The sequence below is a fragment of the Cobetia sp. PS-4MA genome (assembly GCF_057670765.1).
On record NZ_CM173107.1, the window covers coordinates 2,252,672 to 2,279,077 of the forward strand.

The window sequence follows — 26,406 nt, forward strand, 5'->3', positions numbered from 1 at the left end:
GGCTGCCCGCCCGGCATGATCGGCTAAGAGAGTAAGCACGATGACCCCGCAATCCCCCGCCGCCGAAGCGACGAGCCACGACAGCATTGCCGTCATCGGCGCCGGTATCATCGGTCTGGCGACCTGCCGCGCCTTGCAGGCGCGTGGCTATCACGTTCGACTGTATGACCCGAATCCCGTCGGCGAAGGCACCTCCTTCGGTAACGCCGGTCTGATTGCCAACTACGCCACCTCGCCGATGGCCAGCGGTGATACCCTGCGCCAGCTGCCGGGCCACCTGCTGAGCAGGCAGCCATCCCTTGCCATCGCCTTGCGCCACACCCCCGCCCTGGCGGACTTCGGCTGGCGCTTCCTCAAGGCGGCAACGCCCACCAATTTCCAGCGCCACAAGGCAGATCTGATCGCCTTGCTGGCCAATGCCGTCGAACGACAGCATGCCCTGATCGAGGATCTTCAGACCCACACATCCGTGCCGCTTTTCCAGCAGCACGGCTGTCTACAGATCCAGCGCGACACCGCCATCACCCAGGCAGCGCTTGAGAAGATGGCCCAGGCCAAGCGCCGTGATGGGGTCGAATGTCAAGCACTGGGCACAAGCCAGCTGCGGGACATGGAACCATCGCTCAACCCGAAGAGGCTGGCAGGCGGCCTGTTCTTCCCTGACACCCGCCACCTCACCAGCCCGCTGTCACTCAGCCACCAACTCTTCTCACAGCTTGAAGACGGTGGCCTTGAGTGGACGGCGCAGCAGGTCGACGCCCTCACGCCGCTGGCCAGTGGTGGGTGGCGCATCGACACCGCCACCACCTCCCACGAGGTCCCGCATGTGGTGATCTGCGCCGGTATCGCGAGCAATACGCTGCTGGCGGGACTCGGCAAGCGTCTGCCGGTGGTCAGTGAGCGCGGCTATCACATCGAACTCGCCACCCAGCTGCCACTCTCACGCCCGGTGGGCTGGCTGGCGCATCACTTCTACGCCTCGCCAATGGCGGAAGGCATTCGCCTAGCGGGCACTACCGAGTTTTGTGCCCCTTCGCGCCCCGCCTCACCACAGCGCTGGCAAGCCCTCACACAATGGGGCGAGACTCTATTCGGTCAGCCGCTCGACGTCGCCCGCCACTGGATGGGCGTGCGCCACTCCACCCCCGATGGCCTACCAGTAGTGGGAGAAATGCCTGGATGCCCCGGCCTGCTCCTCGCCTACGGGCATGGCCATCTGGGGCTCACCCTCTCGGCCGAGACGGGCGATCTGGTGGCACGCACGGTGGCGCACGAGCCCCTGCCGGGCTACGCGCGCAGCCTGTCACCGGTCAGGTTCTGCCAATGATCTCGCCTATCTGAGAAAGCTGGGTAAATGGCTTGGTCCATGAGCGTGAAAGCCCCTGGCAGGCGAACCGTCAGGGGCTTATTGTCCCAGTGCCACGCCTGTTCCAAGAATCTCGCTTTCAGACAACCCTACTTGAGGGAGGCGGCGAGTGCGAGCGCCCGATCATAGAGATGCACTCGACGCTATAGGGCACGATTGGAGCTGTTAGTCGAGGCAATTGCCGCCTAATACGGCATAAGCAATAACAAGATCTAGAACGTGATTCTCAGCATGGACGATGTGCCCAGCATGGACGGCACGGTCATCGTCGCTCTGCAGTCTCGGATCGATGACATGCGCCACCAGCATGTGCCGATGCTCCTGTCGGCGATCGCCAGCCATCTAATTCTCAAGCTTCACCGAGCCGGCATTCACAAGCGCCCGGGAGAACTGTCCTGGTGCCGCAACAAGCCACGCGCCTTCGCGGTCGCGAGGCGCTGGCTGGCAGACGAGTGACGAGCGCAGCCATCACAGGGTCAGCATTGCGCTCCAGAGACGACAATGCCTCTGATCAGAAATGATCAGAGGCATTGTCGTGAAGCTGAAATGGCAGGTGGACCGCTCGCACCCTGTGAGGCTAGGGCGTGTGCACCCCCTCGAACATGCGCCGACGAGCCCCCTCGAGATGGGCGCGCATGGCGCTTTCCGCGGCTGATGAATCCTTGCCGGCGATCGCATCGATGATCGCCTGATGCTCATCCTGGACAATCCGCAGGCGCTCTTCGGAGGCACGCAGTGACAGGCCGCGCGTCAGATTCATGCCCTCCTTGATGCTCTGATTCAGCGAGCGCAACACGGTGGCGTAGTAGTGATTGCTGGCGGCTTCGGTAATCGCGAGGTGAAACTCGAAGTCTTCCTCGCAGGCGCGATCATGATTGAGATTGGCCTGATTGATGGCCTCGAAACGCTGACGTATGTGCTCCAGCTGCTCTGGCGTGCGCCGCTGCGCGGCGAGGCCCGCCGCACTGGCCTCGACATTGGTGCGAAACTCGAAGCAGCGTTGTATGTCGGCGATGCTGGAGATCCGTGCGAACTCAAGCACGGCACTATCAGGCCGATTGATGACGAAACTGCCTGACCCCCGCCGCGACACGACAAGATTGTCCTCACGCAGACGCGCCAAGGCATCACGCAGTACCGGGCGGGATACCTCATACAGCTCGCAGAATCGCGCCTCGGTCGGCAGCTTCTTGTTGACGGGATAATCACCGCTGATGATGGCGGCGAGTATCTTCTCGTAGACCACCAACGCCAGTGAATGCTTGGCTGTGTCACTCATCGTGTCATGTCGCCCTTTCTCATCACACTTGGTCCACCTTCAGGCATATCAGATGGTGTGCGATTCTACCGGAAACCCTGCCTCATGAGAAAAGACTAAGGGGCAGTACCCTCCATGGTCGCTCCCCCGCAAGCCCCTCTCGGTCCGACGCGTCATCTCACTTAGGCATCCTGAGGGAGTTCCGATGCCGGTGTCTGCGGTACTCGACGCCCTGCTTTCACCCCGTTGACGATGATCATGGTCCAGACCGCCACTGCGGCAATCGCCAACACCATGGCGATGGGACGATCCACGAAGGCCGCCAGGTCCCCATTGGACTTGAGAATCGAGCGCATGAAGTTGCTCTCGACGATCGGCCCCAGAATCACCGCCAGAATCATCGGCCCAACCGGGAAGTCGTTTTCGGCCATGAAGAAGCCCACCAGGCCGATACCGAGCATGATCCAGATATCGAACATCGCATTGTTGGCTGCGAACGCCCCGACGATGCAGAACATCAGGATCAGCGGGAACAGGATACCGGTGGGAATCGACAGGATGTGTCGCGCCCCACGGATCGCCATGAAGCCCAGCGGCAACGGCAGCAGATTGGCCAGCACGAAGACCATGAAGATGGCATTGACCAACGGTGCCTGGTCGACGAAGACGTCAGGACCCGGCGTGATGCCCTTGGTCATTAGGACGCCGATGATGATCGCCGTGACCGTATCCCCCGGGATCCAGAAGACCAATGCCGGAATATAGGCACCGGACAACGAGGCATTGTTGGCGGAACTGGCCGATACCAGGCCTTCCGGATGTCCCTTGCCGAACTTCTCCGGTGTCCTGGAGAGCTTGCGACTCACGGCATAGCTGATCCAAGACGCGATATCGGCGCCGGCGCCCGGCAAGGCCCCGATCACGGTTCCCAGGGCACCGCCGCGAACGACACCGCCCTTGTATTTCCAGAGTGCTGCGCCAACGCCTTCGAAGGGACGCTTGATGACGGGCGGCACCAGCGGCGCGGCATTGCGGGTTTCCGGCATGCGACGGATCAGCTCGGAAATCGCGAACAGCCCGATCAGCACCGGCAGAATGGAGATACCGGCCAACAGGTCATAGTTGCCGAAGGTAAAGCGCATCTGACCCGAGACGCTATCCATGCCCACCATCGCGATGACCAGCCCCGCCAGCATCGAGATCCCGCCTTTGAGCGGGTCACTGCCGGAGACGAGGATCGCGCAGGAAAGCCCCAGCAGAGCCAGCCAGAAATATTCGTCACTGGTGAACTGGATGGCGAACTCGGCAATGCGCGGCGCGAAGAAGGCCAGGATCATCACCCCGATCACCCCACCGATCATCGAGCAGGTCACGTTTAACCCCAGTGCCAGCCCGACCTTGCCCTGCTTGCCCATCGCATAGGCTTCCTCGGTATAGACCGCCGAGGCCGGTGTGCCGGGAATCCTCAATAACGCCCCGGGAATATCGCCGGCCACGATGGCCATGGCAGTCGCGGACACGATGGCGGCGATGGCCGGCAGCGGCTACATGAAGAAGGTGACCGACACCAGCAGTGCCGTGGCCATGGTGGCCGTCAGGCCAGGGATGGCGCCCATGAAGAGCCCGAAGAGGGAGGCTGCCAGAATGATCAGCATCACTTCCCACGTGAACACCATCGTGGCGGCTTGCAGTAAGTCACTCATCAGTAGATCACCTTTTTCAGCAGGCCCAGCTCAAGCGGAACGTGCAGCAATTGGCCGAAGACTTCCCAGATCACTCCCGTGGCCACCAGCGCGATACCACCGGCAGGCAACCAGCGACGATGGTGGAAGGCATAGAGCAGCAACGTAAGCAGCACGAAGGACACCACCGGGAAACCTATGACAGGCGTCAGGTAGATATAGGCCACGATGGAGGCGCAGATGGCTGCCAATGTCATAATGAAGGTAATCAGCGGCACAGGGTGCTGCCAGGCAAACCAGACTTCACGATTGCGCAGCCCACGGACGAGCAGGATGGCTCCGAACAGCATCAGCAGTGCGCCGATGACCGTGGGAAAGGTACCGGCCCCATATTCCTGGCGCGGCAGGTTCTTCAAGTCGAGGGAGGCATATATGACGGCAGCCCCGAAGGCTGCCGTCACCACACCCGTGACCTTGTCGTTGGTACGCATGTGCGGTTACTCATGAAGACTCAGAAAGAAACGATCGAACACGCTGAATGGCAGACGCTCACGGCGACCCGCGCGTTCAGTTGGCCAGGCCCAGCTTTTCGATGGTGGCAGCGTTCTTCTCATCCTGATCTTTCATGAAGGCACGGAAACCTTCGGCATCTTCCCAGACGGTGCCGTAACCGCGACCGGACATGAAGTCCTGGAACTGCTCGGACTTCCAGACCTTCTCGGTGGCTTCCGACAGGCGTGCGGTCACCTCTTCCGGCAGCCCCTTAGGCCCGACCAGGCCACGCCAGGAGCCCTGGCTCCACTCGGAGCCGGTCAACTCCTTGGCAGAAGGCACATCCTCGAAGGAATCGACGCGATCATTGGCCAGCACCGCCAGCGCCTTGACGCGTCCGGACTTGCGCATGGATTCGATTTCCGGAAGCGAGGAGAACACGATATCCACACCACCGGCTGCCAGCTCCTGCAGACCCGGCGCGGCACCTTCACTGGGCACCAGTGTCACGTCATTCGGATTGATGCCCTGCTGATCCAGGAAGCCGGCGAAGGACAGATGATAGGCAGCCCCGGGCGCGAAGCCGGAGACGGTGTAATCGCTCGGATTGGCCTTCAGCGCCGACAGGGCATCATCCAGGGTCTTCCACTCGGAATCGGCGTTCACCGTAAAAGAGGCGTAATCCAGATTCAGCAGCGCGATAGGCGTGAAGTCCTCATAGGACAGCTGCGCGGTACCGATATGCTGGTAGGTGGCAATCTCTGCGATGCCAAGCCCCAGGGTATAACCGTCGGGGCGCGCCATCTTCATGGACATGTGACCCACCACCCCGGAACCGCCGGTCTTGTTGACCACATTGACAGGCTGACCGAGCTCTTCCTGAAGACCCGCCGCCAGCTGACGGCCGACCGCATCGCTGCCACCACCGGCAGACCATGGCACGATCAGCGTGATGGGCTTGTAGGGGGTAGTCAGCTGCCATCACCGCGGAGGCGGACAGGGTCAGCACGGAGGTACAGAGAACTTGTGACAATTTACGCATGGCGAGACTCTCTCGTTGTCTCGTTATGGAGGCGTTGCGTGGCTATGTCTGTAGCGGCATTGCAGCGTGGGACAGCGTCATGAAGGTTGGCGTTGGCTGCTTCAGGCACTGAGATCAGTGTCAGCGGGACGCACGAAATTTATAAGTTATAACAACTTAAACTTTAGACCAATCCAAAATTGAGCATCATCGAGGAAGTGAGGGTTGGCTGTCGTGGGGGGGACGGGATCTACCTCTAGAATAGCCGAACCAGGCTAGCGAGACCCTTATCCAATGGCCGCAATCCACGACCTACTCTGCGCATAACCGACTACTATTCAACACATAAACCATTGATATTGATGATTTATCTATCAATTTACGACAAATCACCCTTTCCTTCATTTTAGGGAAGCTCGCCTGCCCTATCCCGGAACTAGCCCGCGTCCTGCCCGGCGTCATAGCCGGGTGATCTAGGAACACCCAACGGCGAACTGCACTAAAGCACCATTCGACAGTTGTAATTATTTGTTTGTCGATCGTATCTGGCTGGGCTAAGGTGACTCGTGCCGAGAGGGAGCCAATGCTCGCCGCAACTTCCTCCACCTTTCATTCGCCATGCCGCCTCCAAGAGCGTACGGCATTCCACCGTCAGTAATCCCACATGTTCACCGATCTCAAGCAGAAGAAAGTCCTCATAACCGGCTCCACCAAGGGTATTGGTCTGGCAGCCGCCGTGGCCTTCGCCCGTGAAGGGGCAGTGGTCGGCATCAACAGCCGCCAGCAGGATGACGCCGCTCGCGACGCCATCGCCCAGATGGAAGCCACCGGTGCTCGCTTTGAATATTTCGCGCGCGACCTGTCCACCAGCGAAGGCTGCGCTGCACTGGTAGAAGACTTCACCAAGGCCTTCGGCGGCATGGACGTGCTCGTCAACAATGCCGGTGGTCTGGGCGTGCGCGCAGGACTCGAGAGCCTGGATGATGCCGCCTTCGACCTGGTGATGGATCTGAACCTGCGCTCCGCGATCATGACGACCAAATATGCCATGCCGCATCTGAAGGCCTCCGCCAAGGATTCCGGCACCACCGCAAGCGTCATCAGCACCGGTTCCATCGCGGGCCGCGAGGGCGGTGGCCTGGGCGCCTCCCTGTACGGTGGCACCAAGGCCATGCTGCACAATCTGCACCGCAACTGGGTGAAGGAATTCACCAAGGACAACGTGCGTTTCAACATCGTGTCGTCAGGCACCATCGATACCGTCTTCCACGCCGACAAGAGTGAAGAGCTGCGTGCCAAGATCGCCGGCAGCATCGCCATGGGCCGCTTCGGCACCTCCGAGGAATGCGCACCGACCTTCCTGTTCCTCGCCTCCCACGCCACCAGTGGCTACATCACGGGCCAAGTGATCGACATCAATGGCGGCCAGATATGCCCGTGAGAAATACCGCCTACGACGGCATCGCGCCCATTAGACGCACCCCAGCAGCCTGAATGTCTCGCCCTCGGCCTCATGACATGTCGGCACGCAACAGTTCCGCCATGCACCGTCAGTCGAGACGAGCATTCCCTTGTCCCGCATCGCGCCCCATGAGGGCGCTGGAGGCGAGACATCCCGGACTGTGCCCACGAAAAGAACGCCCCACGAAAAGAGAGACGCGTTATGTCACCTTCCGATCAGACGACACTGCGCGGACACCAGATCATCGGACAGCAGAGTCTGCTGTCCGACGGCAAGCCGGTACACGCCATCAATCCTGCCAACGGTGAGCGCCTGGCGCCGGGCTATCCGGCCGGTGGTGCCCGTGAGGTGAAGCTGGCCTGCCAGCTGGCACACGACGCCTTTGACAGCTTCAGGGAAACGGATACTGAAACCCGCGCCGGCTTCCTCGAGACCATCGCCGAGGAAATCGAGGCCATCGGCGAGCAGATCACCGAGCGCGCCCTTCATGAAACCGGCCTGCCGCGGGCTCGTCTGGAAGGGGAACGTGGCCGGACCTGCGGTCAGCTGCGCCTGTTCGCCGGCGTCGTACGCGCCGGCGAGTGGCTGGATGTGCGCATCGATCCGGCCATGCCGGAACGCAGCCCGGTGCCTCGCGCCGACCTGCGCCAGCGTCGCATCGGCCTCGGCCCTGTCGCCGTCTTCGGGGCCAGCAACTTTCCGCTGGCCTTCTCGGTGGCCGGTGGCGATACCGCCTCGGCACTGGCGGCTGGCTGCCCGGTCATCGTCAAGGCACACTCCGCTCACCCGAGGACGTCCGAGCTGATCGGCGGCGCCATCCAGCGCGCCGTGACACGTTGCAATCTGCCGGAAGGCGTCTTCTCACTGCTCTACGGCAGCGGCAACACCCTAGGTCAGGCACTGGTCAATGACCCGCGCATTCAGGCCGTAGGCTTCACCGGGTCACGCAGTGGCGGTACCGCACTGCTCAAGACCGCCCAGGCACGTCCTCAGCCGATCCCGGTCTACGCCGAGATGAGCAGCATCAACCCGGTACTGCTGATGCCGGCCGCGCTGGAAGCCCGTGCCGAAGGGCTAGGACAGGCCTTCATCGCCTCGCTCAACATGGGCGCCGGCCAGTTCTGCACCAACCCGGGACTGGTACTGGCCCTCGAAGGCGAAGCGCTGGAGCGTTTCCTCAAGACCGCCGCCGACAATGTCGCGGCCAGTGCCTGCCAGACAATGCTGACGCCGGGTATCCACGACGCCTACAGGGGTGGCGTGGAGAAGCTCTCCGCCCTGCCCCAGGTACAGGAAGTCGCGCGCGGCGCACTGGATGGCGACAACGCAAGTCCGTGTCAGACCGCGCTGTTCCGCACCACCGGCAGCGACTTCCTGAATAAAGCCGCATTGCAGGAAGAAGTCTTCGGTGCCAGCTCGCTGGTCATCGCCTGTCGCGATCTGGACGAGATGCGTGCGGTCTGCGAGCACCTGGAAGGCCAGCTGACCGCCACCCTGCACCAGGACGATGCCGATATCGACGCCGCCCGCACCCTGATGCCGGTGCTCGAGCGTCGCGCCGGTCGCATTCTCGCCAATGGCTGGCCGACGGGTGTCGAAGTCTGTCAGGCGATGGTCCACGGTGGCCCCTGGCCGGCAACGTCTGACAGCCGCACCACCTCGGTGGGCAGCACGGCCATCGAACGCTTCCTGCGTCCGGTGTGCTATCAGGATCTGCCCGAGGCACTGCTGAGCCCGACCCTGCGTGACAGCACCCATGACCTGCCGCGTCTGGTGGACGGCAAGCGAGTGTGAAGAGACCTGAACCTAGCAGAGCCGCGTCTGCGCCGCCTAAAAGCCATACGACCACATGACCTCCCTGATGTAGATCAACCCTGGGGGCGTAAGAAAATAGCTATGCGCCCCCTTTACCTGAGACCAAAGACCAGCTTGCAACCTAATTAAGGAACACTACGATGGGAACGATACCATTACTTCGATAATACGAGCGTGACATGCCACCAGATGAACTTAGCCCCCCCGCTCACAGTCGCCGCGCTACTCTAAAGCAAGTTGCGCAAGAGGCTTGCGCATCCAAGACAAGCGTTTCACGTTATTTTGGAGGGGCTCGCGAGCAACTGTCACTCGATCTTCAGAAACGCATCGCTCGCGCGGCTTCCCGTCTCAATTATCGCCCAAACCTAATGGCACGCAGCCTTAAAGGGGGGCGCACCGGCCTGATTGGCATGCTGGTCGCAGATATCCGTAACCCCTTTTCGGTGGCTGTCATGCATGGCATAGAGCAAGCTGCACGCGAACAAGGCTTCTCCTTGATGATTTGCAATACTGACAATGACTCTCGCCTTGAGCAGGCCCATATCGCACAGTTAATTAGTTACGGCATTGAAGGCTTGGTAGTCAATGCCAGCGGACGTGTCAGCCAAGAGCTTGCAGAGCTAGCCTCAACTGGCTTACCAATGGTGTTATTGGACCGACAATTACCGGGGGTAGAGGCTGACATGGTCGGTCTCGATAATGATGCCACCATCGACATGGCCATAGCGCATCTTATCGAGACTGGGTATCGAGACGTTCTCTACCTGAGCGAACCGGTGAACCACGCAAGCTCACGTCAGGAGCGCTTGTCACGACTCACCTACCAACTAACCGCGCAGGAAAGCACAATCAATGGTAAGACCTTCATACTGTCGATGTCCGATGGTTTGACGTCATTGGTGCCCGTGGTAGAGCAATTCATATCCACGGCAAGTCAACCTGCCATCCTTTGTGGTAATGGCAACATGACGTTGATGGCGGCACGTTGCCTCAAACAACTCAAGCTAAATACCGGCTCTATTGGCCTCCTAGGCATTGATGAATTGGAATGGTGCAGCTTATTGACGCCTGGTATCACGACATTGGCGCAGCCCACGGAAGAAATCGGACGACGGGCTTTTGCCTGTCTTCTAGAACGCAGTCGTGAGGCTTACGTCGGGCAATCACGCCATATCCGCTATCACCCAACATTGATCAAGCGTGGCTCAACATCCTGCCCTGACCTCCACGCTATCTGAATCAATCAAGTTTTCATTTCAGACATGTCTAAACCATCATAAAGAGACCAGAAAAATGAGCTCACACCTGAAAATGGTATCGGTACCAAAACTTGATCGCTCTTCAACTCTTCCGCAGGTTGCCGTCTGCACCTCTGCTTTCGGTAGTACCTTAATGCTGGCACAGGGGCAGGCCGCTAGCCTGGACTGGATACATGAGGCCGAGGCCGACAAGGTCGAGATTCGTCGCGAATTATTACCTACTGACTTCCAAGCTTTCGATATGCTAGGCGCGCAATGCGCAGAACGTGCACTTGGCGTCATTTATTCCACCGCAGATGGACTCTGGAATGCAACGCGTCCTGCCGAAAGCGTATCTAGACGACTACGCGAAGCAAATGCACTGGGTGCAGAAAGCATCAAGTTCGCACTGGGTGACTATCGTGGTGCCGGTCGAGATACTTGGGAAGCGCTGTCGTCCTTGCTTGCCGATAGCGGAGTCCCTCAAATACTGATCGAGAATGATCAGACCTCACGAGGTGGCTCTCTCTCCGCGATGATTGCCTGTTTGAAAGATGCCGAACATGCTGGATGTTCATTAGGCATGACGTTCGATATCGGTAACTGGCAATGGTGTGGGGCCAGCGCACAGCATGCCGCGGAGCGCCTTGGCCGGCATGTACGCTATGTACACTGCAAAGGCGTGAGCTCTGACACCGCAGGTAAACGCCACGCGTGCGTACCAAGTGATAGAGATCTTATCGAGTGGTCTTCAATGTTCCGCCATTTCCCTAAAGATGTCATGCGTGCAATTGAATATCCCCTGCAACCTACATCATCTCTTGCGAAGGACGAAATGGGAAATATCGATTTCCGCTATCTGTCAGCCGCCCTGACAAGCATTACCCGTCGCGAAGTCGAGCGACTGAGAGCGATAACTACTACTCAATAGCTACCTCGTCTCTAGTCGCGCTTTTTGTAACCGCTTTACCAAAGGCTGGATCTTTCTTTTCTCACTCACTCATTCCAGGAGTATTCGTGAACAAATCACACCCTCAAACAAATTCTCCAGAGATAATCGCTTTTGGCGAAGCGATGGCCATGCTGGTAGCCGATGAAACCGGTGCTCTAGAATGCGTAGATCACTTTCATCGCCGAGTCGCAGGCGCAGATACTAATGTCGCTATCGGGCTGGCACGGCTGGGTTTTCATGTCGGTTGGTTGAGTCGCGTAGGTGACGACAGCTTTGGACGCTATCTACGCAAGACACTCGTTAGTGAGGGGTTGGACTGCCAGTTCCTGCATACCGACCCCCTACACTCCACCGGACTGGTATTCAAGGCACGCGCCAATGATAGCGAGGATCCTGCAGTGGAGTACTACCGCCGTAACAGTGCTGCAAGCCAGCTATGCATTAAAGATGCGAAAGATATCGACTTCTCACAATTGCGTCATTTACATGCCACAGGGATTCCCCCCGCGCTATCTTCAGTCACTTGCGAGCTTTCCGAATACATGATGGTTAAGGCTCGCGATGCTGGAGCCAGTATCTCGTTCGACCCCAATCTGCGCCCCTCCTTGTGGAAAAACGAAAACGTGATGCGTGAGACTCTCAATGCTCTGGCAGCAAGAGCTGATTGGGTATTACCTGGACTATCTGAAGGGCGGCTTCTAAGTGGCCATGAGAGACCAGAAGCCATCGCTGACTTCTATCTCGAACGCGGTGCGCGAGCTGTCATTATCAAACTCGGCCCACAAGGTAGCTACTATCGAGGCCTCCTCAATGGCCAGCTTGAGTCCTACACAGTCGAAGGTATTCCGGTAACACGCGTCCTAGATACCGTTGGAGCTGGTGATGGCTTTGCCGTAGGTCTTATCAGCGCCTTATTAGAAGGCTTCACTCCATCTGAAGCATTGCATCGTGCCAATTTAATAGGAGCTCGTGCCGTCCAGGTTATAGGTGACATGGAGGGTTTACCAAACCGTGATCAACTGAAAGATCTCACCCAATAGCCCGGTTGATAAGCAGACGCCAAGCAGCACAAAAATTTTGTTTTTATCGACACAGGAATGACACCTCATGAGAAAACGTATCGTTGCCTTTCGCCGACTCAACGAGGAACAGCTTGCACAGCTCCGACAGCATCACGATGTCGATTACTTCGAGCATCATGAAGACGCGGATAGCCCAGCCTTTCATGCGGCGCTCTCCAGGGCACATGGTCTCATCACTGCTGGGCTCAAGGTCACACCAAAGCTTATCGATAGCGCGCCGCATCTGGAAACCATCGCAAGCATCTCGGTGGGCTACGACAATTATCCGCTAGCCACATTGACCGAGCGAAACATTCTGCTGTGCAACACACCGGATGTATTGACCGAAACCACAGCAGATACTGGATTTCTTCTGATCATGGCGACTGCACGTCGAGCAGTTGAACTGGCCAACTGGGTAAAAGACGGTCACTGGAAATCTAGCATTGGACCTGATCTCTTCGGGAGCGATGTTCATGGAAAGACACTGGGGATGGTAGGGTTCGGACGTATTGGTGCCGCCATCGCACGCAGAGGAGCGTTAGGATTTGGCATGCAAATACGCTATACCATGGCATCGCCAAAACCCGAGCTGGAGAAGGAACTGGGGGCACTGCGCTTAAACTTGCAAGAACTGCTGGCAACTTCCGACTTCGTCTGCGTGAGCGTGCCACTGAATGCAGATACTGAAAAGCTAATCGATTCAGCTGCCTTGAAGCGCATGAAGCCCAACGGCATTCTTATCAATATCTCGCGCGGCAAGGTCATCGACGAGAAGGCGCTGATTGAAGCGCTAAACACGGGGCAAATTGGCGCGGCAGGGCTGGACGTGTTCGAGCAGGAACCACTGCCAGTTGAATCTCCCCTCCCGCATATGCCCAACGTGGTTGCCTTACCTCACATCGGGTCGGCCACCCATGAGACGCGTGCATCAATGGCCCAACGCGCAGTGGATAACATGCTTCTGGCGCTAGCGGGTAATCACCCGATAAGCCCGGTAAACTCAGAAGTACTGACTAGAAGATCCTCTATTTAATTTATTGCCTTGCCACTAGGCGACCGCGTAAGACTCTAGACCAAAGAAGAGTCGATGAATTACGAAATAGGCGCTAATTTGACGGTATGATTTGGATCAATCTAAAAGATGCAGAACATCCAGTGACTTCCATCGCCTGACCAGCGCAAATTGCTACAGGAATCGCCCTTCTCATGACCGATACTCGACTCCCACGCGACAACAGTAGCGTTACTCTGCAAGACATTGCCGCCCATGCTGGTGTCTCGCGCAGCACGGTATCGCTGGTACTGCGCGAAAGCCCACTGGTGGCGGAGCGAACACGTCGCAAGGTCCAGCAATCGATCAAGACATTAGGCTATGTCTACAATCGCGGTGCCGCTGCCATGCGTGGAGGACCCACGCAAACGCTGGGCGTCGTGGTCTATGATATTGCCAATCCATTCTTCGGTGCCATGGTGGCAGGTATCAATGCGGAACTAACCCAGCAGGACTATGTGTCATTCCTAGCCAACAGCGAAGACTCAGTGCCTCGCCAACAACGTTTCCTTGAACGCATGCGCGAACACCGTGTCGATGGGCTCCTTCTGTGTCCTGCCGCCGGCAGCTCACCTGACTTAATCGAAACGCTCGAAGGCTGGGGTATGCCTTGCGTCCAAATTCTGCGTTATATCGGCACCCCACCGTTCGATTACGCAGGCACTGACTTCCGTCATGTCGTAAGACTGGGGATGGATCACTTGGTATCACTTGGTCATCAGCGCATCGCCTTCGTCGGCGGCGCCGAGCACGCCGTCAGTCAGGATCGCCTCAAGGCCTATGATGAGTGCCTCCTACGCCATGGGCTTGTTTATCGCCGCCTGATTCGTGGCGAAGGTGTCACTCGCAAGGATGGATTCCTGCTTATTCAAGAGTTAATGCAGGAAACCCCTCGGCCCACGGCAGTCATGTGTCACAACGACATGGTGGCCTTCGGTGTCATGCTGGGGCTCAAGCGCATAGGTCTAACACCGGGTAAAGACTGCGCAGTCATCGGCACTGATGATGTCGAAGAGGCAGCTTTGGGCGATCCGCCTCTGACAAGTGTGGCCACGCATCCTTATGCGATTGGTGAACAGGCGGCTCGATTGGCATTGCGCCGAATAGCTGCTCCCACGGCCCCACGTGAGCAGGTTGTGCTATCACCAAGCCTGGTGATTCGGGACTCGTGTGGTAAACCACTCCGCGAGATCGACATCCAAGGAAATATTCCTGCATGCCTCAATTAAGAATTACTTACATAATCAACCTAGTTTAGGTGCATGAGAATCAGATATTGAATATCGCATCCAATTGCGCCAGACACTAATCGCTTCGCCCCTTACACTGCGCCACCCACTGACAACAACAATGCCACGCCAGGAGTTAATCATGAACATTAAATGGATCGATCCAAAAAAAATTCGTCGCCTACCTCGCACTCTTCTCAAGGGCTCACTATTGACAGTAGTCCTTGGGGCTTCAACTACGACACATGCCATGGACCTGCGGTTTGGCCACGGGGGCACGGCTGAAACAGCTTATCAGCTTGGCGCAGAGCGATTCAGTGAGCTGCTGTCTGAGAAAACCGATGGTGAAATTAGCGTCACCATCCTCGGGAACTCGGTCATGGGGCATGAGACGGAAATGTTTGAGCAAGAAATGGCTGGTGCGCTCGACATGGCCATCGTCAGCCCGGGACTAATTACGGACTTCTCTCATTCTGCCAACATCTTCTCGGTACCTTTTCTCTATCGAGATGTCGATCACTGGCAGAAGGTTTTGGATGGTCAAGTGGGCCAACAGATCGCCGACCGCATCTCACAGGAAACTGGAGTCAAGGTATTGGCTTACTTTGGCGGTGGTAAACGCGAAGTTGTCAGCACCAAACCAGTGAATAGCCTTGCAGACCTAGAAGGGTTGAAGATACGTACCAACCCAACCAAACCTTTGATCGCTGCTTGGCAGGCTATTGGAGTCAAGCCATCGGTCATGGCCTGGAAAGAGATTTATACCGGTCTGCAACTGGGTGCCATCGACGGTCTACTTAACGAACCGGAATGGGTCTTACGGATGCGATTCAACGAAGTAGCCCCGCACCTTGTCATGACAGATCACGACATTACCGTTCGCCTTCTGACCATGTCAGAACAGACATGGGAGCGCCTTAACGAAAGCGAACAGCAAGCAGTCACGATGGCAGCCCGTGAGTCAGCCGCCTATGCCCGCAAGGCGCAGCTCGAACAAGATGCCGAAGCCCTCGACACACTTGTTAAACAAGGAATGACCCTACACAGAGTTGATCGCAATAAAATGCAGGAGATGGTCAAAGAACCTCTTCTGAAAGTAGTCGCCGATATGGATCTGACTGACCTTTACCAGATGATAAAGAGTGTCAACTAAGCGGAACTGACGATGAACCGGCATCTCGTCATACGGGGTGCCGGCCTCTAACCCAATAGACGAGGACAGCGCTTATGTCGCTTATTCTCTCCGCACTGACACGCTTGAACCGTGTGCTTGAAAGAGTCTTGTATGCTTTGCTTCTCGCATTGCTGTTCGGGTTCATCGCACTCATCATCTATCAGATTATTAGTCGTAACCTGCCACTACTCCCCCGCTTATTCTGGACAGAGGAGTTCAGTCGTTTTGCATTCCAGTGGATGATCATGTTGGGGACGGCGGTAGGTGTGCTGCATGCAGATCATTTTGTGTTGGAGGCTTTCCCGAGCGGTACTTGCGCTGATCAAGTAACACGCTGGATACGTGACCTGGCCTGCCTGGCCACCGGTATTATCTTCGTCTGGTTTGGAAAGGACTTCGGTATTTCCGGCCTGCGACGCAGTGCAACTGCTTCTGGTATCTCGATGGTATATGTCTACAGTGTTTTCACTGCCTCTGGCGTCTTCATCATTCTATTCAGTTTTGAACGCCTGCTATACGCTGCACTGCACGGCATGCCAGCCATGGAGAATTTTCTTAACACTCCAAACGCCGTGGATGACATGGCGCCCAATTACATGTCCGCACATGAAGGCACTATAACCTCTTTATCTCCTACCAATGGCGCACTAAAACAGGGGGGCAATACCTGATGCTGCCTATGGATATAATTTCCATCTTGCCTTGGGCTTTGTTTGCGCTACTAGGCATTCTTATTGTCCTTGGTGTACCTATTGCCATGGCCTTGGTTCTAACCGCGACCAGCATTATCTTTCTGGATCCACGACTCACCTTTTGGATCATGTTCCAGCGCATGTACAACGGAATGGACTCCTTCGTGCTGTTGGCAGTCCCGCTATTTCTTCTAGCAGGAAACTTGATGAATGCCGCTCAAATAACGGACCGCCTAATCACTCTGTGCATGCGTTTGGTAGGACACGTCAGAGGAGCATTGGCACACGTCAACGTACTGGTCAGTATGCTTTTCGCCGGCGTATCCGGCTCCTCAACTGCTGACAGTGCAGGTATCGGCACCGTACTTATCCCTGCCATGAAACGTGAAGGTTACCCAGTAAACTTCTCGGTTGCTGTCACGGCAGCATCTTCCGTCATGGGTATCATCATTCCGCCCTCGATCAACATGATTATCTGGGGTGCATTGACCAACACCTCGATTGCTGGACTATTCCTGGGCGGCATCATCCCAGGATTGATGATCGGAATGGCTCAACTCGGCCTGAATATGGTATTCGTGCGCAAGTACGATGTGCCCGTGCGCAAGCGCGCCTCAATGGCCGAACTGATGAGCTCAGGTAAGGATGGCTTACTGGCCGCGGGGATCCCCATTGTCATCATCGGTGGCATCATTAGTGGTATCGTTACACCGACAGAAGCTGCAGTAATTGCAGTACTCTATGCACTGGCACTCGGGTTTGTGGTCTACCGTGAACTCAGTGTTCGGCAAGTGTTCGCTGCCTCGACCGATACCGTCAAGCTATGTTCTCTTTCGTTGTTCAGCTTGGTTGGAGCCTCCATCTTCGGCTACTTGATCAGTTTCTATCAGATCCCACCAAAATTGATGGAAGGCGTCAGCATCAGCGATCCCATCGTGCTACTACTAGTGATGACAGCCGTAATGCTGCTAATCGGTACCTTTATGGACTCGCTACCCGCCATGGCTATTATGGCCCCCATCTTCTATCCATTAGCGATGGCGGCTGGAGTTAATCCAATACAATTCGGTGTAATTGGAGTGATGGCACTTGGTATGGGCCTGGTGACTCCCCCCTATGGCTTGTGTCTTATGATTTCAGCCAAAATAGGTGGTATTCCATTATTGAAGGCGCTGGGGATGACCATGATTTACCTTGCTATGATGCTAGCTGTCATAGTGCTACTAATCTTCTTCCCGGACCTCATACTTGCTATGCCCCGACTGATAGCACCGGATTTTGTCTGAAGGCACACTTACCAAGCCCCCATTGACTTAGAAACTGCCATTATCCGGACATTCCAAAAACTGTTTGAGGAATGTCCGGAACTACCAATCTTTCGCCCTTGAACACTCCCCAACCTTCCCTTGGCGGCATATTCATGCCCACCTCACTCCAACGTGCCGGGACGCACTCGGAACCTGTCAACCTGATTCGGACAGCTTGTTAAAAATTAATGTCGATTTCGTCGCGGTGTCGCTTGCCACCGGCAGGGTCGGGAAGCTCACCACGCTGTAGGGTGCCGGGTCGTCGTCATCGGGCTGTACCGGATTGATCGAGACACTGGCCGGCGGCATCGCCACTTTGGGGCGCCCGCGCGTGAACCGCTCGGGATGCGCCTCGAAGCTGTCATCCCGCCTCATTCACGAGGGGGCTGATTGCACGGTTTGAAGGTGGTGGCTGTTGACATCGCTTACCAGGACCGGACTCTTCAGCACGAGTGGCTATTAAGTAATGCCGGAGCGCGGTCCTTTTTTCGCTTTTTTATAACTCTTTGGAATCGATTGCGGCCGTCCAAGCAGCCGTGATCGCCGACCGCTGCGGCCGCTCGACTTCTGGTGCTGTGGTGGTCTCGCAGGAGCGTCAGCTCAGTGCGGTCAGCTTCGGCAGCCCCTTCAGTAGCGTCGGCCACCACTTGTCGGCGGCGGCACCCAGATGAACGGTGATTCGCCGAGCGTGCAGCCTCAGCGTGGCGGCGACCTTGAGCACCTGCTCGCGCATCCGACTCAGACTCCAGCCTTGTCGGGTTTGCCGCTCCAGGAGGCAGCGCAGGCCATGCAGGACCTGGTAGGCGTAGAGGCTCAGCAGCAGGCTCACCTCGTTGCGGGCCATCACGTCCTGAACGGTGGGGGCGCCACGATTGGTCGACGAGAGGTGCACGTCGAGCGCCGACTTCACCTCGCCCATATGGGCTTCGGCGCTGCCCCGCTTGCGATAGAGCGCCAGGATCTTCTCCGGCGGCCAGTCGAACTTGCCGAGGTTGGTGACCAGGAAGAAGGCATGCAGCAGCAGGTCATCGGGGCGTTCCTGCACCACCAGCACTACGCGACGCGGTGTCGGCCAGGAGCCGGCTTGGTACTCCAGATCGTGGCACCACTCCCGAGGCTGCTCGGGTGGCCGGCCGGGTGGCCGCTTCAGGAGCGGTGCTGCCAGCTTCTATAGACCGGTGTGACTGCGCAACCGGCCCAGGTACTCGATCTCCCGATCCTCCAGGGCCTCCAGCGTCGCGTTGTCGGTGAAACCGGCGTCGATGCGCACGCGAACCTGGGCGCCGGTGCTCTCATTAAGTCGCCGCACCAGATGCGGGATCCAGGTATCAGCGTTCTCGGCCGGACCAGCGTTGCCCTCGCGCAGCAGCCCAACCACCATGTCACCGGTTTCGGCCAGTGAGGCAACCAGCGGCGAGTCAATGCGTGCCCCGTACAGGCCATGAAACGCCGAACCGCCCTGGTGGCCGTGGACCTCGATCGGCAGGCCGTCGATGTCCAGCGTCAGCTGCTTGGGTCGCTCCCCGTTCTTCAACGGCGTCAGCCGCCAGACCACCAGCCGCAGCAGGCCTTCGTGTACGGCATCGATATTGTCGTTGCGCCCGAGGCAGGTCAGCAGCCGCGACAGCGTGGCTTGAGACGGTCGGTCCTGGCCAGGGGCGTCATCCCACGCGCATCACTGCAGGCCAACTGCCAGAGCGGGTCGTGGCGCAGCGCGTCGGTATCGCTAAGATCGATCCAGCCCATCGCCCGTTGCAGCACCAAGGTCCGCAACTGGATGGCCAGTGAGTGGCGGACGCGTAGCGGGTTACGGAGGTCGACCAGATTGTCTTCCAGCGCCTCGATCACGCCGCTGTTGTCGAGGGCTTCACGCAGCAATAGCGCGCCGCTGTCGCTGGTGGTTCGTTGGCCGCTCAGCTCGACACGCACAGCGCCGTTGCACGAGGGCGTCCAGGTAGATAGGCTTTCACCCATAGCGGATGGCTCTCTTGGTTCAGGTTCTTGGCGGAACACACTGAATTTTCAAGAGAATACCATCTGCTATCTTCGTTTTCAGGCCGGCCTCATGAATAAGCGGGGCTAATGTCTACTCCCAGGCGCTCAATCAGTCACCCAGGCGCTGGCGCGCGGCAAGGGTCAGCTTGTTGAGCAGCGTCACTGCGCCCTCGACGACCTCCGGCGACAGACCCTCGATCATGGAGGCCTCTTCCGCGACCAGCTCGGCGTGAATCTGCTGGTACAGCGCTCTGCCCTCCGGGGGCAGCGAGAGCTCAACGGCACGCCGGTCGTTGGGGTCTTCGATCTTGCGCACGTAATGCTTGCGGATCAGCGAGTCGGCGACCCGGCTAGTCGTGCTCTTGTCGAGGTACATCTCGTCTGCTAGCGCCTGCAGTCTCAGCGGCCCGCGCTTGACCAACGTCTCCAGCGCATAGCATTGAGCGACGGAGACGTTGTGATGGCAGATGCTTTCCCTGTCGCGAAACTGATAGACACGGATAAGCTGATTGACGGCCTCGTACAGGGCTTCTGCTTGATCCACTCTGGTGCCTCACGTAACGGTGGTCCACAAGGGAGGGAGATGCTGTCCACGATAACCGAGCACGACCAAGAGTGCACCGATACCCGGCCCCCTTGTCCAGCCACCCTTATCCAGCTCCCCTTGACCCACCACCCTATCGGCTTGCACGTGGCATAGCCTTGCGCGAGCAACTCAATCGCGACCTTTCTCCCCGATACGACACCAACAAACCTTTCAGGCAAAAACTGTGCAAGAATCTTGCAATTCATTGCTGAGAACTATTAGCATTTCCAGCCGCAAGATATAACTATTCAAGTAAGGGAATCAACGTGCATCTCCGTCTCCATCCGCTTACCGCAGCCGTCCTCTCCGCCAGTGCGTTGACCCTGAGCCTCTCGGGCCACGCCTCGGCCGACGACATATCCACCCTCGTCATCAGCGAAGACCGCCTCGAACGGAATGTCGTGATCAGCGCTGAAGAGATTGATCAGCGTCAGGCACGCGATCTGGAAGACCTGTTCCGCTCCGAACCGGGCGTCAGTGTCGGCGGCGGCGGCATCGCCATCGGCCAGAAGGTCTATGTACGCGGTCTGGAAGACACCAACCTGAACGTCACCATCGATGGCGCGCGTCAGGGCGGCTACCTTTTCCACCATACCGGCCGATTGACCATTGATCCGGCACTGCTCAAGCAGGCGGAAGTCGATAAAGGCCCGGCGACCGCCGATGACGGCCCGGGTGCGCTTGGCGGCAGCCTTCGCTTCGAGACCAAGGATGCGCAGGACCTGCTCCAGCCCGGCCAAGACCTGGGCGCACGCGTATCCGTCGGCACCGAAAGTGCGGCGGACGCCACTTCCGGCACCACGGCGTTCTATGGTCGTCTGGGGGAAAATCTCGGCCTGATGGGGTATATCAGCGGCCGCAACAGCGATGACTATGAAGTTGGCGGTGGCGGTGAGCAGGAGCAGACCGCAGGCCAGCAACGTGGCTACCTGCTCAAGATATCACTGCTAGACGTCAATGATCAGGACCTGCGCATCAGTGCCGAACGCACTACCGATCACGGCACCTATTTCACGCGTCCGCACATGCCAAGCTTCAGCAGGCAGCAGCCGACCTATCAGGAAATGGAGCGTGAGACCTTCACCATCAATCATGCCTGGCATCCGGGCAATGATCTGATCGACACCAAGACCACCCTCTACCACACCACTCAGGAACTGGACCGTGTCGAGGCGGGCAGCACCAGCCGCTCCAGCGAATTCGGCGCGGATGTTCGCAACACCTTCCGTCTCAAGACGGGTGATGTGGCACATGCTCTGACCACTGGTGTGGACTTCTACGATCAGGGCACCCGTCGTTCCGATGATGCCGGCAGCTCCGGCCCCAACAACGAAGACACTTCACGCAACCTGGGAGTCTACGCCCAGAACCGCATGACACTGGGCCCGTGGACCTTGTCCGTCGGTGCACGCCTGGATGATTACGACAGTGATTACGGCGAGGCCGGCAGCGTCAGTGGCAGCGAGGTCTCCCCGAACGCGATTCTGAGTGTCGATGCGACTGACAACCTCACCCTGCATGCAGGATATGGCGAGGCCATTCGTGGCGCCAAGGCGCGAGAAGTGATTCTGATCGGCGATGAAGTCTCCATCGCGCAGGGACTTGAGCCGGAGAAGGCGCGTCAACGTGAAATCGGTCTGGATTGGCATCAGCGAGATGCCCTGATGGAAGGAGATCGTCTCGGCTTCGCGCTGACCGGCTTCCATACCGATATCGAGAACTATCAGGCCTATGATCGCGGCAGTGACCCGGCAGTGCTCTACAACCAGGATGGCGAAGTCGAGAGCCGTGGCTATGAAGCCAGCCTGAACTGGGGAGTCGGCGGCTACGACACGCGTCTGGGCTATGCCAAGGTGGTGATGAAGAACAACGATGGCGACCCGCTGGGCGACGAGATGAACATCGGCGCCTCCACCGGCGACAAGTGGACCTGGGATCACCAGTATCGCTTGCCGAACCACAACGTCACCCTGGGCTATACCCTCAATGCGGTGGAACGCCTGGAACGCGTGGCAGAAGGCGACGAGGAGAAGCCGGGCTACGTGACGCACGACATCCGCGCCCAGTGGACACCCGCCTCATATCAGGACCTGACGCTGACATTGGCGGTCAACAACGTGTTCGACAAGCGTTACAGCGACCACAGCAGCTTCCTGCTCAGCAGCGGTGACAGCATGCTGGAGCCGGGCCGCGACATCCGCCTGGGTGCCAGCTACAGCTTCTGACCCAGTCCTCTAATGCTCGCAACATGTTGACTGTCAGATTGCCCCACAGGCTTGGCCTGTGGGGCATTTTTCATGGCGAGACAAGTCGCTGATCACGATTGATGCAAGGATCAATTGGCCTCTTCCGCCTCGGCATCCTGCTGCTTGGCCAGCTTGTGGCCGTCTTCTGACTGCCCGATCTTCCAGTAGCTGGAGACATAGAAGTGGGACTTGGGAATCTCGTAGGCCTGCTTGAGGTGAGCACGCAGCGCCCGCATGCTGCCGAATTCACAGGCCGCCCAGACAGAGATCTGGCCTTCCTGTCGAGGCAGTGCGGCAACTTTCTCCAGCAGCGGCCGCCCTTCCGGGTCGGGCTGTGGATTGACCAGCCAATGCAACTCGATCCCCGGCGGATGCTCCAGTGTCTGGATATCAGCGTCACTGGTCACCTCGATGACGGCGTGACCGCGCGCCTGGAGCGGTAGCTCGGCCAGATTGACGCTGATCGCCGGCAAGGCCGTCATGTCACCCGCCAGCAAGAAGCTGTCGGCCGCCATGTTGATCAACTTCCTGGGCCCCGGGCCGCCGATGGTGATGCTGTCACCCGGCTTGGCACTGGCCGCCCAGACAGACGCCGGGCCTGCCTCTTCATGCAGCACGAAATCGACATCGATCTCGGTCGCGCGCTGATGACGAATGGTGTAGGTGCGCATCATTGGTCGCTCACCTTCCCCACGCGCGAAGACCAGCTTGATGTAGGCACTCTCCTGGTCTTCGGGAAGGGAGCCGATATTCTCGCCCCCCAGCGTCACGCGCAACATGTGTTCGGTGACACGCTGGGTACGAATCACCTCGAGGTCTCGCATCGCGGGCTTGGCCATCTCACGCACTCCTGTCGTCATTGCCATTGGGCACATCAGCACTGAAATCCCCGCATGCGGAGACGTTGTCCATCATGCGAGTCGCCGTGTTCAGAAAGGCCGCGATCTCCTCATCACCGAGATCACCGGCCATGCGCTGGGCCGTCTCCTGTTCCAGCACCTTGACTCGCTCCAGCATGTCACTCCCCGCTGCGGATACCTGCAGCAGCTGACTACGCCGGTCCTGCGGGTTCTGGTGTCGTGACACCAGCCCGCGGGCCTCCAGCTCGTTCAGAACGCGAGTGACACGCCCCTTGTCCTGCCCGAGCAGCTGCCCGACCTTGTGGGCGGTACATTCGGAAACCCGGACAATGCTCTTCAACATCCGGATGTGCAGGACAGGCAAGTCGATTCCGTGCTGCTGGATGCCATCGCGCAGCTGCTTGCGATAGACGTGCATCAGACGATGCAGCACTTCATGCAAAGCGGTCGTTGCCATGGTCTTCCATCAGTTGGTTGCTAAAGGGCAACTATATGGGTAGTTGGTTGACACTATCAACAAGTATCCAAAGAAGACGTATTCTCATTGGCTCGCCCAACTCAGTCGCCCATATCAGTCCCGCCTGGCAACTCCGCCATCCGGACGCATTTCGCGCGCCATGAGAGGCGTGAATTCAACGACTTGTTCCATGGCCGCCACCCTCAGGAAACTGCTAATGTCGTAACTATCACTTCCGACACTCCACGAGGCATCAATGGCCGAACTCTGCCTGCTGTTTGACTCCGACGGGACTCTGGTAGACAGCGAAGTCCTGCTGGCAGAAGCGCTTGCCAGCACGTTACCCGGCTACGGCCTGCCCTTCACGGCCGCCCGGTATCTGGATCATTTCCGGGGCGTACGTTTTCGCAGCATCGTCGCGGAACTCGAGGCACATCATGGCGCGCTGGTCCCCGAGCGGCTGGATGAGATGGAGGCCCGCATGCGTGCCACCCTCGAGGACCTGATGACGGCTCGCCTCACGGCCATGCCCGGCATGCCGCAGGCACTGGCGGAGCTCTCCGGCTACCCATGCGGCGTGGTCACCAACGGACCTGAACGCAAGGTACGCCTGGCGCTAGATACCACCGGGCTGGCGCGATTCTTTGACGGTCATATCTTCAGTGCCTACACCCTGGGCGTCTGGAAACCGGACCCACGCCTCTATCGCCTCGCCGCCGAGCAGATGGGGTTCGCGCCGCAGCGCTGCGTGGTGATCGATGATGCCGCCGTCGGCGTGAAAGCCGGGCTGGATGCCGGGATGCATGTCATCCACTTCGCCCACCATGAGGACGGCCTCGGCACGTCCTCCGGGGCACTGAAAATGCGCAGTGCACGCGAGCTTCCAGCGCTGATCAGAGAGATCTCGCAGCGCGTGGCACGCCTCGACCCCTGATCGGCCAGGGCCGGATTCCTGGAGAGCTGATGCACCGCGAACCGGCGCGCAAGACAAGAAAGCCCGCACGGAGGCGGGCAAGGAATGTCGGGACAGGACATTCAGGGCAGGGTCAGCTTCAGACAAGGTCATCTTTGGGCAAAGACACGTCCTGCATGCTGCTGCATCAGGGGCGATGGCCCGAGTCAGTCACATGCATTTGCGCAAGGATGCCATCGCGGCCTTTCGGCCGGCGCTGAGCGCGGAGGCAGAGTTCCTCGTGTGGTCCTGGGGGCTTTCCTGAGACTTGCTGCGAGTCTCTCTTCAGGGCTTTCCAGAGATCTTTCGAGTCATCGAGCGCAAGGCAAGGACGGGCTTCGTCATGAGTCAGCCATTGATGGTGTTGTTGCTGGTCGCCAGACACTCAATCACTCGAAAGGCGAAGCCTTACACGCTGTCGTTGAGCGCGTGCTCCACTCGAGTTGCAGAAACACTCTTGCCAGCATCATTGGCCTGATAGCGGGCTTTCATCATCCCACCGGCGGCACCGCGCACGCCTTGCAGCGGCTGCTCCAGCGCCTGCTGCAAACGCCCTGCCGAGGTGCTCATGCCGGTAGCGGCAAAGACGGCCTGCCGCGTGGACGCCGCGTGGGCGTGACCCGCGATCAGAGGCTCGCTCAAGGCAGCACGTACCCGGGCATCGGAGACGCTATCTTCTGCGTGGCTGAGAGTGCTGACAGCAGTGAGCATGGACAGGCAGACAAGGGGAACCAGACGTTTCATTCAGAGAGACTCCAGGTGGTGTCGAGTGAGCGCCCCAACGGGAGTGGCACTCGGGTAGAGGACGGCCGAGCCGTCCAATGGTGCTTCGGGCATGGCAGAGGCAACCTCTGCACGCCTTACAGGTTGAACTTCACCAGGGTGACGATGCGTGACAGGCCCTGAGCGGCGGCCAGAGACTCGGCGGTATTGCCTTGCTGATCCGCAATTCCGGGGTCGGCCCCGGCATCGAGCAGATGCCTGATGATGGTTTCCCGCCCGAACAGCGAGGCCATCATCAGCGCCGTCTGGCCACTGGCATTGCGATGATTCACATCACAGTCGGTATTGGCCAACAGCCAGTCTGCCGTCTCGACATGCCCACGAAAGGCCACGCCCATGAAGGCATTGCTGCCTCTTTCATCCACGGCACAGGCGTCCACCCCATACCCCTTGAGCAGGGCCAGAGTGCTGGTATGCCCGTAGTAGGCAGCCATGATGAACGGCGTATAGCCGTGGGATTCCGTGATCGACAGGTCTCCGCCCTGGTCGTGGTAGCGTTCGATGGCGGCGTTGTCGCCCTCACGCGCGGCATCCATGATGTCCATGCCCTCGTCCGCCTGCGTCGGGAGGGCGAGCAGACTCATGACGGCGACGCTGAGCGCGAGCATCAAGGTGACAAGGTTCGTGATGGATTGCCTGATGGGGGCATTCACGGTCAAGGTCATGGGACTCTCTCCTCGAGGTTGGTCCAGAAATCGGTCGGGAAGATGGCAGGGAGGCATTG

General features: G+C 58.5%; 25 protein-coding genes and 1 pseudogene. 14 read left to right on the forward strand and 12 right to left on the reverse strand.

The genetic code is table 11. The features are described 5' to 3' along the window. Positions 1-40 precede the first annotated feature (40 nt). Positions 41-1,327, forward strand: a complete 1,287-nt coding sequence (locus AC26AR_RS09595; protein ID WP_488106860.1) for an NAD(P)/FAD-dependent oxidoreductase — start codon at positions 41-43, stop codon at positions 1,325-1,327. Between the two features lie 258 nt (positions 1,328-1,585). Beyond that, a complete protein-coding gene (locus AC26AR_RS09600; RefSeq protein WP_488106861.1) occupies positions 1,586-1,822 on the forward strand; it encodes an STAS domain-containing protein in 237 nt (78 codons plus the stop codon). 121 nt (positions 1,823-1,943) lie between these two features. Here the strand turns inward: AC26AR_RS09600 and AC26AR_RS09605 are convergent, their stop codons facing one another. The 5 genes from AC26AR_RS09605 to AC26AR_RS09625 form a co-directional block, all read right to left on the reverse strand. Continuing rightward, positions 1,944-2,645 carry a FadR/GntR family transcriptional regulator gene (locus AC26AR_RS09605; RefSeq protein WP_488106862.1) on the reverse strand — a complete coding sequence of 234 codons (702 nt, stop codon included), beginning with the start codon at positions 2,643-2,645 and terminating at the stop codon, positions 1,944-1,946. Between the two features lie 161 nt (positions 2,646-2,806). After that, on the reverse strand, positions 2,807-4,144 hold the full coding sequence (locus AC26AR_RS09610) for a tripartite tricarboxylate transporter permease (RefSeq protein ID WP_404626771.1): 1,338 nt from the start codon (positions 4,142-4,144) through the stop codon (positions 2,807-2,809). 24 nt (positions 4,145-4,168) lie between these two features. Further along, positions 4,169-4,327 carry a hypothetical protein gene (locus tag AC26AR_RS09615; RefSeq protein ID WP_488106863.1) on the reverse strand — a complete coding sequence of 53 codons (159 nt, stop codon included), beginning with the start codon at positions 4,325-4,327 and terminating at the stop codon, positions 4,169-4,171. Next, positions 4,327-4,797, reverse strand: coding sequence for a tripartite tricarboxylate transporter TctB family protein (locus AC26AR_RS09620; RefSeq protein WP_488106864.1), 471 nt, complete (start codon positions 4,795-4,797; stop codon positions 4,327-4,329). Before AC26AR_RS09620 ends, AC26AR_RS09615 begins: the two co-directional genes overlap by 1 nt. A gap of 76 nt (positions 4,798-4,873) precedes the next feature. After that, positions 4,874-5,740 carry a tripartite tricarboxylate transporter substrate binding protein gene (locus AC26AR_RS09625; protein ID WP_488106865.1) on the reverse strand — a complete coding sequence of 289 codons (867 nt, stop codon included), beginning with the start codon at positions 5,738-5,740 and terminating at the stop codon, positions 4,874-4,876. A gap of 743 nt (positions 5,741-6,483) precedes the next feature. On the opposite strand from AC26AR_RS09625, the gene AC26AR_RS09630 reads away from it, so the two are divergent. The 10 genes from AC26AR_RS09630 (at position 6,484) to AC26AR_RS09675 (ending at position 17,782) form a co-directional block, all read left to right on the forward strand. Further along, complete coding sequence (locus AC26AR_RS09630; RefSeq protein ID WP_404626764.1) at positions 6,484-7,260, forward strand: SDR family NAD(P)-dependent oxidoreductase; 777 nt, start codon at positions 6,484-6,486, stop codon at positions 7,258-7,260. A gap of 222 nt (positions 7,261-7,482) precedes the next feature. Further along, positions 7,483-9,075, forward strand: a complete 1,593-nt coding sequence (locus AC26AR_RS09635) for an aldehyde dehydrogenase (NADP(+)) (RefSeq protein ID WP_488106866.1) — start codon at positions 7,483-7,485, stop codon at positions 9,073-9,075. Between the two features lie 200 nt (positions 9,076-9,275). Further along, a complete protein-coding gene (locus tag AC26AR_RS09640; RefSeq protein WP_404626762.1) occupies positions 9,276-10,334 on the forward strand; it encodes a LacI family DNA-binding transcriptional regulator in 1,059 nt (352 codons plus the stop codon). 55 nt (positions 10,335-10,389) lie between these two features. After that, complete coding sequence (locus tag AC26AR_RS09645) at positions 10,390-11,265, forward strand: sugar phosphate isomerase/epimerase family protein (RefSeq protein ID WP_404626760.1); 876 nt, start codon at positions 10,390-10,392, stop codon at positions 11,263-11,265. Positions 11,266-11,351: 86 nt separating this feature from the next. Beyond that, complete coding sequence (locus AC26AR_RS09650) at positions 11,352-12,326, forward strand: sugar kinase (RefSeq protein WP_488106867.1); 975 nt, start codon at positions 11,352-11,354, stop codon at positions 12,324-12,326. Between the two features lie 67 nt (positions 12,327-12,393). Continuing rightward, positions 12,394-13,383: a 2-hydroxyacid dehydrogenase gene (locus AC26AR_RS09655; protein WP_404626756.1), complete on the forward strand. Its 990-nt coding sequence runs from the start codon at positions 12,394-12,396 to the stop codon at positions 13,381-13,383. Between the two features lie 173 nt (positions 13,384-13,556). Further along, positions 13,557-14,630, forward strand: coding sequence for a LacI family DNA-binding transcriptional regulator (locus AC26AR_RS09660; RefSeq protein ID WP_488106868.1), 1,074 nt, complete (start codon positions 13,557-13,559; stop codon positions 14,628-14,630). 142 nt (positions 14,631-14,772) lie between these two features. Beyond that, positions 14,773-15,783: a TRAP transporter substrate-binding protein gene (locus AC26AR_RS09665; RefSeq protein WP_404626753.1), complete on the forward strand. Its 1,011-nt coding sequence runs from the start codon at positions 14,773-14,775 to the stop codon at positions 15,781-15,783. A gap of 74 nt (positions 15,784-15,857) precedes the next feature. Beyond that, on the forward strand, positions 15,858-16,475 hold the full coding sequence (locus tag AC26AR_RS09670; protein ID WP_488106869.1) for a TRAP transporter small permease: 618 nt from the start codon (positions 15,858-15,860) through the stop codon (positions 16,473-16,475). Then, positions 16,475-17,782, forward strand: coding sequence for a TRAP transporter large permease (locus AC26AR_RS09675; protein ID WP_404626751.1), 1,308 nt, complete (start codon positions 16,475-16,477; stop codon positions 17,780-17,782). The genes AC26AR_RS09670 and AC26AR_RS09675 overlap by 1 nt, the downstream gene beginning before the upstream one ends. A gap of 177 nt (positions 17,783-17,959) precedes the next feature. On the opposite strand, the gene AC26AR_RS09680 is transcribed toward AC26AR_RS09675, so the two are convergent. The 3 genes and pseudogenes from AC26AR_RS09680 to AC26AR_RS09690 all read right to left on the reverse strand — a co-directional run bounded on the left by AC26AR_RS09680 (position 17,960) and on the right by AC26AR_RS09690 (position 20,342). Next, on the reverse strand, positions 17,960-18,178 hold the full coding sequence (locus AC26AR_RS09680) for a hypothetical protein (RefSeq protein WP_404626749.1): 219 nt from the start codon (positions 18,176-18,178) through the stop codon (positions 17,960-17,962). A gap of 220 nt (positions 18,179-18,398) precedes the next feature. After that, a pseudogene (locus AC26AR_RS09685) lies at positions 18,399-19,777 on the reverse strand (IS1380 family transposase). A gap of 130 nt (positions 19,778-19,907) precedes the next feature. Further along, positions 19,908-20,342, reverse strand: a complete 435-nt coding sequence (locus AC26AR_RS09690) for a MarR family winged helix-turn-helix transcriptional regulator (protein ID WP_488106870.1) — start codon at positions 20,340-20,342, stop codon at positions 19,908-19,910. A gap of 308 nt (positions 20,343-20,650) precedes the next feature. Here AC26AR_RS09690 and AC26AR_RS09695 point away from each other — a divergent pair, with 308 nt between their 5' ends. Further along, positions 20,651-22,609: a TonB-dependent receptor domain-containing protein gene (locus AC26AR_RS09695; protein WP_488106871.1), complete on the forward strand. Its 1,959-nt coding sequence runs from the start codon at positions 20,651-20,653 to the stop codon at positions 22,607-22,609. Positions 22,610-22,719: 110 nt separating this feature from the next. Here AC26AR_RS09695 and AC26AR_RS09700 read toward each other — a convergent pair whose 3' ends face one another. Together AC26AR_RS09700 and AC26AR_RS09705 are read right to left on the reverse strand one after the other, a co-directional pair. After that, positions 22,720-23,469 carry a siderophore-interacting protein gene (locus tag AC26AR_RS09700; RefSeq protein ID WP_404626744.1) on the reverse strand — a complete coding sequence of 250 codons (750 nt, stop codon included), beginning with the start codon at positions 23,467-23,469 and terminating at the stop codon, positions 22,720-22,722. 1 nt (position 23,470) lies between these two features. Continuing rightward, positions 23,471-23,947 carry a MarR family winged helix-turn-helix transcriptional regulator gene (locus AC26AR_RS09705; RefSeq protein ID WP_404626743.1) on the reverse strand — a complete coding sequence of 159 codons (477 nt, stop codon included), beginning with the start codon at positions 23,945-23,947 and terminating at the stop codon, positions 23,471-23,473. A 256-nt stretch (positions 23,948-24,203) separates the two neighbouring features. On the opposite strand from AC26AR_RS09705, the gene AC26AR_RS09710 reads away from it, so the two are divergent. After that, complete coding sequence (locus AC26AR_RS09710) at positions 24,204-24,881, forward strand: HAD family hydrolase (RefSeq protein ID WP_488106872.1); 678 nt, start codon at positions 24,204-24,206, stop codon at positions 24,879-24,881. A gap of 426 nt (positions 24,882-25,307) precedes the next feature. On the opposite strand, the gene AC26AR_RS09715 is transcribed toward AC26AR_RS09710, so the two are convergent. Both AC26AR_RS09715 and AC26AR_RS09720 read right to left on the reverse strand, forming a co-directional pair. After that, positions 25,308-25,643, reverse strand: a complete 336-nt coding sequence (locus tag AC26AR_RS09715; RefSeq protein ID WP_488106873.1) for a hypothetical protein — start codon at positions 25,641-25,643, stop codon at positions 25,308-25,310. Between the two features lie 116 nt (positions 25,644-25,759). Then, positions 25,760-26,347 (reverse strand): ankyrin repeat domain-containing protein, encoded by a 588-nt coding sequence (locus AC26AR_RS09720; RefSeq protein ID WP_488106874.1) that lies wholly within the window; start codon positions 26,345-26,347, stop codon positions 25,760-25,762. Positions 26,348-26,406 lie beyond the last annotated feature (59 nt).

Excerpts from the sequence above, each read along its gene's own strand:
- AC26AR_RS09700 (WP_404626744.1), bottom strand. The coding sequence starts at position 23,469 with ATGGCCAAGCCCGCGATGCGAGACCTCGAGGTGATTCGTACCCAGCGT.
- AC26AR_RS09605 (WP_488106862.1), bottom strand. The coding sequence starts at position 2,645 with ATGAGTGACACAGCCAAGCATTCACTGGCGTTGGTGGTCTACGAGAAG.
- AC26AR_RS09615 (WP_488106863.1), bottom strand. The coding sequence starts at position 4,327 with ATGAGTGACTTACTGCAAGCCGCCACGATGGTGTTCACGTGGGAAGTG.
- AC26AR_RS09655 (WP_404626756.1), top strand. The coding sequence starts at position 12,394 with ATGAGAAAACGTATCGTTGCCTTTCGCCGACTCAACGAGGAACAGCTT.
- AC26AR_RS09680 (WP_404626749.1), bottom strand. The coding sequence starts at position 18,178 with ATGAGGCGGGATGACAGCTTCGAGGCGCATCCCGAGCGGTTCACGCGC.
- AC26AR_RS09595 (WP_488106860.1), top strand. The coding sequence starts at position 41 with ATGACCCCGCAATCCCCCGCCGCCGAAGCGACGAGCCACGACAGCATT.
- AC26AR_RS09630 (WP_404626764.1), top strand. The coding sequence starts at position 6,484 with ATGTTCACCGATCTCAAGCAGAAGAAAGTCCTCATAACCGGCTCCACC.
- AC26AR_RS09645 (WP_404626760.1), top strand. The coding sequence starts at position 10,390 with ATGAGCTCACACCTGAAAATGGTATCGGTACCAAAACTTGATCGCTCT.
- AC26AR_RS09620 (WP_488106864.1), bottom strand. The coding sequence starts at position 4,797 with ATGCGTACCAACGACAAGGTCACGGGTGTGGTGACGGCAGCCTTCGGG.
- AC26AR_RS09710 (WP_488106872.1), top strand. The coding sequence starts at position 24,204 with ATGGCCGAACTCTGCCTGCTGTTTGACTCCGACGGGACTCTGGTAGAC.
- AC26AR_RS09715 (WP_488106873.1), bottom strand. The coding sequence starts at position 25,643 with ATGAAACGTCTGGTTCCCCTTGTCTGCCTGTCCATGCTCACTGCTGTC.
- AC26AR_RS09635 (WP_488106866.1), top strand. The coding sequence starts at position 7,483 with ATGTCACCTTCCGATCAGACGACACTGCGCGGACACCAGATCATCGGA.
- AC26AR_RS09640 (WP_404626762.1), top strand. The coding sequence starts at position 9,276 with ATGCCACCAGATGAACTTAGCCCCCCCGCTCACAGTCGCCGCGCTACT.
- AC26AR_RS09660 (WP_488106868.1), top strand. The coding sequence starts at position 13,557 with ATGACCGATACTCGACTCCCACGCGACAACAGTAGCGTTACTCTGCAA.
- AC26AR_RS09675 (WP_404626751.1), top strand. The coding sequence starts at position 16,475 with ATGCTGCCTATGGATATAATTTCCATCTTGCCTTGGGCTTTGTTTGCG.
- AC26AR_RS09670 (WP_488106869.1), top strand. The coding sequence starts at position 15,858 with ATGTCGCTTATTCTCTCCGCACTGACACGCTTGAACCGTGTGCTTGAA.
- AC26AR_RS09705 (WP_404626743.1), bottom strand. The coding sequence starts at position 23,947 with ATGGCAACGACCGCTTTGCATGAAGTGCTGCATCGTCTGATGCACGTC.
- AC26AR_RS09720 (WP_488106874.1), bottom strand. The coding sequence starts at position 26,347 with ATGACCTTGACCGTGAATGCCCCCATCAGGCAATCCATCACGAACCTT.
- AC26AR_RS09665 (WP_404626753.1), top strand. The coding sequence starts at position 14,773 with ATGAACATTAAATGGATCGATCCAAAAAAAATTCGTCGCCTACCTCGC.